Raw genomic sequence first — 2,903 nt, 5'->3', positions numbered from 1 at the left:
GCGCCCACCTCGCCGCAAAAAGCCAGAATGGCCTTGCTTCCTTCAATGCTTTTTCGACGCTTGTGCGGGTCGGGGTCAAGGAAATCGAAGCTTGGGTGCCCCTCAAGGTCGGCATTCCCACAGACGCTGGAGATGGGGACGATGCCGTTGATCTGTTCGGCCTCCCGACGCATCTGGTTCAAGCCGCCCCAGGCGCCCAGCTCAATGCCGTCTACCCCGTGGTCTTTGGCCCATTTAGCCTTTTCGGCAACCGTTTCTCCTGGCAGCAGCCCAAGTTGCACAGCGATTTTCAAGTTAACTCTCCTCTCTTTTTTTGAATAATAAACCGTTTTACTTGTGGTACAGAAAGCACAATTAGGTAAGCAGTCCGTACTGCTCCATAGCGGTGCGTATCACCGCGCGCTCTTTTTCGTTGGCCTCCACAAGAGGAAGGCGCAATCCTCCTACGGGCAGGCCGAGCATCGCCAATGCCGCTTTGAGGGGGGCGGGGCTTGGGGTGGTAGGTTGGAAACAGGCTCGAGCAATGGGCAGCATTTTGGCATGCAGGCGCGCAGCCTCTTCATAACGGCCCTCAAAAAAGGCCTGATGCATCGCTTTAAGGTCTCGCCCCACCAAATGCGATGTCACGCTGATGACACCTCCTGCACCCACCGAAAGCATCGGCAGGGTGATACCATCCTCACCGCTATAGAGCGAAAACCCTTGTGGGGCGTTGGCGGCGATCTCGGTGCACTGCAGCAGATTGCCCGAGGCCTCTTTAATGCCCACAATGTTCGGCACATCGTGGGCGAGACGCAAGGTGGTGGCCGCTTCGATGTTCTGAGCGGTGCGGGTTGGCACATTATAGAGCAGGCAGGGCAGGCCGGGCACGCTCTCGGCGATGGCGCGAAAATGTTGGTAAAGCCCCTCTTGCGAAGGACGATTATAGGGAGGAACCACAAGCAGAGCGCCATCTACGCCGATCTCTGCGGCCTCCTGGGTCAGTTGGATGGAGGCGCGTGTGTCGTTTGTGCCGGTGCCGGCGATAACCGGCCCCCGGCCGCGCGCGCAGCGTTTCACGAGTCGAAAGAGATGCAGTTTCTCCTCATGACTCAGTGTGGGCGACTCGCCGGTTGTGCCGGCCACTACAAGGCCATCAGAACCGTTTTCAAACAGGTAGTCCACAAGGCGTTCCACAGCGGCATCGTCAATAGCCCCACGGCTATCGAAGGGGGTCACCATGGCGGTAAGCACCTGGCCAAATTGCGCACTATGCATGTTTGGAACCCTCCTTTATCCACCGTTCCGCTATTTGTATGGCATTAAGCGCAGCCCCCTTCAAAATCTGGTCGCCGGAGACAAACAGGTCTATGGCATTCTCATTCGACAGGTCATAACGCAGTCGGCCCACGAGCACCTCGTCTCGGCCGCTGGCTTCGATGGGCATGGGGAAGTGGTTGGCTTCACGGTTATCCACCAGGGCCACACCGGGGAAGGTCTCCAATGCTTTTCTCGCCTCCTCAAGCGATGGTCGCGTTCCTGGAGCGAACTCCACATTAATGCTTTCCGAGTGCGCGCGTACCACGGGCACCCGCACGCAGGTTGCGGTGACTTTGAGATGCGGGTCGTGAAGAATTTTGCGCGATTCGAAAATCATTTTGCGCTCCTCCTCGTTATAGCCCGTCTCATCTATTTTGGTGTTATGACAAAAGAGGTTGAAGGCAATGGGGTAGGGGAACACGCGCGGCACGATGGGTTTTTCCCGAAGCACATCGCCGGTCTGCTCGATAAGCTCGGCCATAGCCTGGGCTCCGGCGCCGCTTGCGGCTTGATAGGTTGATACCACAACGCGATGAATAGGGGCGAGTTTGCGTAGGGGAGCCAATGCCATCAGCATGATGATGGTCGAGCAGTTGGGGTTGGCAATAATCCCTTTGTGCAGGCAGATATCTTCGGGGTTGATTTCGGGCACAACAAGGGGCACGGCCGGGTCCATACGGAAGGCGGAAGAGTTATCAATAACGAGGGCGCCGGCGCGAACCGCCAGAGGAGCAAATTCACGGCTGCGGGAGGCTCCGGCAGAGAAAAAGGCGATATCTACGTTCTCGAAGGCATTTGCATCGAGGCGTTCGACCACAAGAGATTGGCCACGAAATGGGAGCGTCCGACCTGCCGAGCGCTCTGAGGCAAGCAGGCGCAGCGAGGCCACCGGAAACTCACGTACCTCTAAAAGACGCAACAGCTCTGTGCCCACCGCCCCTGTGGCGCCCACAATGGCCACATGATAGGTCTTCATCGAAAGCAGGGTCTCACTTTCAAAAAACGGAATCTTTGTTAGGATAAAGTCTACTCTATCTACTAGGAGAGCGTCAACCGCTCCCATAGGAAGTGGCGGCCGTTAATCTGTAGAGTCGGTCTGCAGAGCAAGCCTGCTTCGTTCGCCCCCTATCCCATCCTTTCGTCTTGCAGACGGCGAAGCAGCGGCCAAAGCGATAGGCGATGAAGGGAATGAAACGGTCCGCTGAGGCGGTCAGTCTCTCTCCCTGTAGGGGGGTACCCTTGAGGGAGGGCATCAGTCTTGAAGAGCCGGTGAGATAAACACCTGTCATTTCGAGCCAAAGACGAGATAAACACCTGTCATTTCGAGCCGAAGGCGAGAAATCTTAAGTTTCACTTCCCAGCAGTTCTGAGGGGGAAGGGGAGGGGCAGTTGAGGCTAGCGTTTCTAGAGCCTATTCGTAGAGCAAGGCGACTTTGCTCGCCCCCTATCCCTTCCTTTCCCCCGATTCGGGAGAAAGGGGGCGGTTGTGTTAAGTTCCTGAAGGGAAGCTTATCAAAGGAAACCGCTAGTAAGCTTATTGGTCTCCCCTCTCCCCAATGGGGGGAGGGGGCTGGAGAGGCGCACGGCGATACAGCGGCCAGAGA

3 protein-coding genes are annotated in these 2,903 nt (G+C 57.0%); all 3 read right to left on the bottom strand.

Features of this window, described 5'->3' with window-relative positions:
- Positions 1–293, bottom strand: a 293-nt coding sequence (locus VKV18_RS05785) for a sugar phosphate isomerase/epimerase family protein (protein ID WP_324203278.1), incomplete at its 3' end; no start/stop codon positions are given.
- Between the two features lie 61 nt (positions 294–354).
- Entirely contained in the window at positions 355–1,257 is a 903-nt protein-coding gene (dapA, locus tag VKV18_RS05780) for a 4-hydroxy-tetrahydrodipicolinate synthase (protein ID WP_324203277.1), read from the bottom strand.
- On the bottom strand, positions 1,250–2,275 hold the full coding sequence (locus tag VKV18_RS05775) for an aspartate-semialdehyde dehydrogenase (RefSeq protein WP_324203276.1): 1,026 nt from the start codon (positions 2,273–2,275) through the stop codon (positions 1,250–1,252). Before VKV18_RS05775 ends, dapA begins: the two co-directional genes overlap by 8 nt.
- Positions 2,276–2,903: the final 628 nt, after the last annotated feature.

It is taken from the genome of Chthonomonas sp. (genome assembly GCF_035294505.1).
In the GTDB taxonomy this organism is placed as follows: domain Bacteria; phylum Armatimonadota; class Chthonomonadetes; order Chthonomonadales; family Chthonomonadaceae; genus Chthonomonas.
The sequence above is the reverse complement of the archived record's forward strand: the minus strand, read 5'-3'. Positions and strand labels throughout refer to the sequence as shown.

What these genes read in the sequence shown, in the direction of transcription:
- VKV18_RS05775 (WP_324203276.1), bottom strand. Translation starts at nt 2,275, where the DNA reads ATGAAGACCTATCATGTGGCCATTGTGGGCGCCACAGGGGCGGTGGGC.
- dapA (WP_324203277.1), bottom strand. Translation starts at nt 1,257, where the DNA reads ATGCATAGTGCGCAATTTGGCCAGGTGCTTACCGCCATGGTGACCCCC.